The sequence below is a fragment of the Aminobacter sp. P4_H6_2 genome, from assembly GCF_056400805.1.
Genome location: NZ_JBFUKO010000401.1, coordinates 1 through 4,916 on the forward strand (window position 1 = coordinate 1; position 4,916 = coordinate 4,916).

The 4,916-nt window shown below is 62.6% G+C and carries 5 protein-coding genes; 1 reads left to right on the plus strand and 4 read right to left on the minus strand.

Annotation, left to right across the window (positions count from 1 at the left end; translation table 11 throughout):
- Window positions 1-1,089: thiamine pyrophosphate-binding protein (locus AC1DUU_RS22790; RefSeq protein ID WP_476785665.1), on the minus strand; the 1,089-nt coding region annotated here is incomplete at its 3' end.
- 398 nt (window positions 1,090-1,487) lie between these two features.
- On the opposite strand from AC1DUU_RS22790, the gene AC1DUU_RS22795 reads away from it, so the two are divergent.
- Entirely contained in the window at window positions 1,488-3,314 is a 1,827-nt protein-coding gene (locus AC1DUU_RS22795) for an ATP-binding protein (RefSeq protein ID WP_476785662.1), read from the plus strand.
- A gap of 64 nt (window positions 3,315-3,378) precedes the next feature.
- Here the strand turns inward: AC1DUU_RS22795 and AC1DUU_RS22800 are convergent, their stop codons facing one another.
- From AC1DUU_RS22800 to minD, 3 genes are all read right to left on the minus strand, one after another.
- Window positions 3,379-3,690 carry a hypothetical protein gene (locus tag AC1DUU_RS22800; RefSeq protein WP_476785663.1) on the minus strand — a complete coding sequence of 104 codons (312 nt, stop codon included), beginning with the start codon at window positions 3,688-3,690 and terminating at the stop codon, window positions 3,379-3,381.
- Between the two features lie 141 nt (window positions 3,691-3,831).
- Window positions 3,832-4,095, minus strand: coding sequence for a cell division topological specificity factor MinE (gene minE, locus AC1DUU_RS22805; protein WP_476785664.1), 264 nt, complete (start codon window positions 4,093-4,095; stop codon window positions 3,832-3,834).
- Entirely contained in the window at window positions 4,092-4,907 is an 816-nt protein-coding gene (gene minD, locus AC1DUU_RS22810) for a septum site-determining protein MinD (RefSeq protein WP_476785666.1), read from the minus strand. Before minD ends, minE begins: the two co-directional genes overlap by 4 nt.
- Window positions 4,908-4,916: the final 9 nt, after the last annotated feature.

Here is a 4,916-nt window from a genome sequence, read left to right on the forward strand (position 1 = left end):
GTGCTTGTAGGCAAAGGAATCGCGGGCCCGCCACTTGGCGATCTGCTCCCACCACGGGTAGAGCGCCTTCTTGTCGGCTTTGGCGGTCGCCCGCCACAGCCGCACCATGTCTTCGAGCACCCGGCCGACATCGCCCAGGATCGGCACGTCGGCGCGCACGTTCTTGTTGATCGACGACGGATCGATGTCGATGTGGATCTTCTTGGAATTCGGCGAGAACGCGTTCAGGCGGCCAGTGATACGGTCGTCGAAACGCGCGCCGATGCAGACCATGACGTCGCAGTCATGCATCACCATGTTGGCTTCATAGCTGCCGTGCATGCCCAGCATGCCGAGCCAGTTCTTGCCCGATTTCGGATAGGCCCCCAGTCCCATCAGCGTCGAGGTGATCGGAAAGCCGGTCAGGTCGACGAGTTCGCGCAGCAACTGGCTTGCCTCGGGACCCGAATTGACCACGCCACCTCCGGAATAGATGACCGGGCGCTTGGCGGTCGCCATCAGCGCCACCGCTTCCTTGATCTTCTCCAGATCGCCCTGGACCTTGGGCTGGTAGGAGGTGCGCGGCGCGGTCTGCGGCGGCGTGTAGATGCCCTTGGCGAACTGCACGTCCTTGGGGATGTCGACAACCACGGGACCGGGACGGCCAGTGGTGGCGACATGGAACGCCTCATGCAGGATACGAGCCAGATCGTTGACGTCCTTCACCAGCCAGTTGTGCTTGGTGCACGGCCGGGTGATGCCGATGGTGTCACATTCCTGGAAGGCGTCCGAGCCGATCAGCGACGTCGGCACCTGACCGGTGATGCAGACCAGCGGGATCGAATCCATCAGCGCGTCCTGCAGCGGCGTCACCGCATTGGTGGCACCGGGGCCAGAGGTCACCAGCATCACGCCGGGCTTGCCGGTCGAGCGTGCATAACCTTCGGCAGCATGGCCCGCGCCCTGCTCATGGCGCACCAGTATGTGCTGGACGTCGTCCTGCTGGAACAGCTCGTCATAGATCGGAAGGACGGCGCCACCGGGGTAGCCGAAGAGGTGCTTGACGCCATTGTCCTTCAGCGCCTGCACCACCATCTCGGCGCCGGTCATTTCGCGTCGTCCGCTGTCACTATGTCCGCTCATCGGTCCGTCCCGTCTTTCCTTCGCCGTTCTCGGCGGTTGCTGCTCGTTTAGTCCTGTTTCGGGCAATAAAAAAGGCCCCCGAGGGAGCCTTCACATTTGCGCATGGGGGGATTTCGCCCGGCGGTTACACCGCCTTGCCCACGCGCAATCCTACTACGAGAATGAGTATCTTATTCATGGCGCGGACGTTAATGCGCAAGAAGGCGCCCTGTCAACCGGAGCTGAACAAATTTTCCGCAACGTCACTCTGCTGGTTGATAGATCAAATTGGAAGGATCCTCTTAACCGCGCCTATACCATCCGCCATCACCCCACTTTAACCGCCCTGCGCTAGATTTAGCCAAGGGGATTGGGGGATGAAGCCGATGTACATGGAACGTCAGGCCGCTGGTGGCGAGACCACCCCGCAGGAGCGGCGCGATCCCAAGCAGGACGATGCCCGCATCCTTGGCAATGTCGTGCAGTGCGACGGCGCCCGCGCGGTCATCAGCGCCTATGCCGAGGTCGGCGGCCCAGACACCAACGGTCTGTGGACCGTCGGGCGCATGATCTGCATCAATCTCGGCGAAACGCGCACCATCGGACTTGTCTATTCCATTGCCAAGTCGGACCGCTCCTGGAGCAGCCAGGGCGACAACCCGATCGAGGTCAATGTCGAGTTGATCGGCGAGGTCCGCGACGCTGGCCGCGACAAGCGCCCGACCTTCGACCGCGGCATCACCGTCTATCCCCATATTGGCGCGGTCGCCCACCGCATCCGCACCCGCGACCTTCAGGCGGTCTACGACCTTGCCGGCCGTCGCACCGTCACTATCGGGCAATTGTCACAGGACGATAGCATCGACGCCTGCATCGCCATCGATGAGACGCTGGCCCGCCACTTCGCCGTTGTCGGCACCACCGGCGTTGGCAAGTCGACGGCCGTCTCGCTGTTACTGCGCAAGGCGATCGCTGCGCGGCCCGATCTGCGCGTGCTGATCATGGATCCGCACAACGAGTTCGCGGCCTCACTGCCAGAATATTGCGTCAAGGTCGATTCCAACTCGCTCGACCTGCCGTTCTGGCTGTTCCGCCTCGAAGAATTCGCCGAAGTGCTGTTTCGCGGCCGCGAGACCGACGCCGAGGAGATCGATGTGCTGCGCGACCTCATCCCGGTCGCCAAAAACCTCTACCGCAGCCCGCAAGGCGGCGCCTTCCTGCGCCGTGGCGTCGATGCGCTCACCGCCGACACGCCGGTGCCCTACCGTATGGCCGATCTCATCAAGCAGATCGACGACCGCATGGGCATGCTCGAATCCAAGAACGAGCGACCGATCCTGAAATCGCTGCGCACCCGCATCGAATCCGCACTTGCTGACCCGCGCTACCGCTTCATGTTCCATTCCAGGCTCATCGAAGACACCATCCACGAAACCATCGGCAACATCTTCCGCGTGCCGACCCATGGTCGCCCGGTCACCTGCTTCGAGATGGCTGGCATGCCCTCGGAAGTCGTCAATTCGGTCTGCTCGGTGCTCGCCCGTCTCGCCTTCGATCTCGCTTTGTGGAGCGAAGGTCGTCTCAAGCTGCTTCTGCTTTGCGAGGAAGCGCACCGCTACATGCCCGCCGATCATCGGCTCGGTTTCGCGCCGACCCGGCATGCGCTGTCGCGCATCGCCAAGGAAGGCCGCAAATATGGCTGCTATCTCGGCGTAGTCACCCAGCGCCCGGGCGAACTCGACCCCACCATCCTGTCGCAATGCTCAACGGTTTTCGCCATGCGGCTTGCCAACGAGCAGGACCAGGCGATCATCCGCTCGGCCATCGCCGACTCCTCCGCCTCGACCTTGTCTTTCCTGTCGTCGATGGGCCAGCGCGAGGCCATCGCCTTTGGCGAAGGTGTCGCTACCACCATGCGGCTGAAATTCGAGAAACTATCGAGCGAACTCATCCCCGGCACGGGCAAGCGGGCCACCGATGCGCCGCTGGGCAATGGCGACGACGTCGATCTGGTCGCGGTGGTCGAGCGGCTGCGCAATGTGCCCAGGCCCCAGGCTGCGGCACTTGGCTTTGCCGAGGTGGTCGACGCCCAGCGCCAGGCAGGCGACACCGACTACCGCAAGCCGCCGGCCAAACCGCTGCCCGACGATGATTTCGACACACGCTTCGGCCTGCGCCCCTCGACCTTCGGCGGCAGGTCAGCCATCGACTGAGGCCTGCGAAAACCGTACAGTTATGGCGGTTTGAGATTGAGTTCAGTCCGGCATCACCTGCATCTCAGATGCCGGAACCGTCCAGCTGTTCTTCGTCCTCGCCTTCCCAAGGAGTCGGCATCGAGGCTGAATTCTTGCTCAGATTGGCCTTTGGCAGCGGCATCCAGCACTTCAGTTCCGGGTCGGCATAGCCAATCACGCAACCTGGATAGGAGTCGGCAGCGCGCCAGCCTTCGATGCCGAACGCGTCGTGCCTGGCCCAATAGGCCACGTCGACTTCGGCCGGGCCCTGCTCGGACGGGCGCACCGTCACAAGGATCCTGCTGCCATCCTTTGGTGCGCTCGCCATCTGGCGCCACCGGTCAGGCTCGTCCATCGCTTCTTCCTCCGCACGTCAGCCGGCCGCCGCACAAAATTGCGGCGCCCGTCGCCAGTGTTGCTGCGTTGGAGAAATACGTCCAGCGGCAAGTTCGCCGACAGGCTTACTTTGGTCTTGCGCGCCGCAGCTGCGGCCTCGTCACAACCCGGCCGAGGCACCTGCATTGGGAATGTGGATGTCGATCTCCAGTGTCGATGTCGTTGCGCCGCGATCCATGGTGATGCGCACGTCATCCTGATTGATCTGAATGTGCTTGGCGATCACGGCCATGATCTCCTCGCGCAACACGGCCACAAGATCGGGCTGATTGCGATTGTTGCGCTCGTAGGCCAGCAGAAGCTGCAAGCGCTCGCGCGCCACGGGTGCACTGCCGCGACGTTTGAAAAAGTCGAACAGGTTCATGCCACCCTCCTTCCCAGAAGCCGATTGAGCAGGCCTCTTTTCTCGACCGGCAGGACCACCGGCAAGTCTTCGCCCTGCAGTCTTCTTGCCGCGTCGATATAGGCGCGCGCAGCTGCGTTGGTGGGCTCGTTGAGCGTCACCGGCGAACCGAYATTGGATGCGCGCAGAACCCCCTGGTTCTCCGGAATGATACCCAGCAGCGGCGTCGACAAGATCTCCAGAACGTCATCGATGCTGAGCATTTCGCCGCGCGCGGCGCGTGCCGCGTCGAAGCGGGTGACGAGAATGTGCTTGATGACGCTCTCGCCCTGCTCGGCCTTCAATGTCTTGGAGTCGAGCAAGCCGATGATGCGATCGGCATCGCGGACCGAACTCACCTCAGGATTGGTGACGATGACCGCCTCATCGGCAAAGCGCATGGCAAGTTGCGCGCCGCGCTCGATGCCGGCCGGGCTGTCGCACAGCACGTAGTCGAATTTTTCACGCAGCTTTCCGATCACCTGGGCCACGCCCTCCTCGGTCAAGGCGTCCTTGTCGCGCGTTTGCGACGCGGGCAGCAAGAAAAGCGTGTCCAGGCGCTTATCGCGGATCAAAGCCTGCGAAAGCTTGGCCACCCCTTGCGTCACATTGACGAGATCGAACACAACACGCCGTTCGGCGCCCATGACCAGATCGAGATTGCGCAAGCCAACGTCAAAGTCGATGAGGGCCACCCTCTTGCCGGTCTGGGCCAGAGCTGCTCCTAGGGCGGCAGTCGAGGTTGTTTTCCCAACGCCTCCCTTGCCGGATGTGACGACCACTACCTTGGCCATGTTTAGATC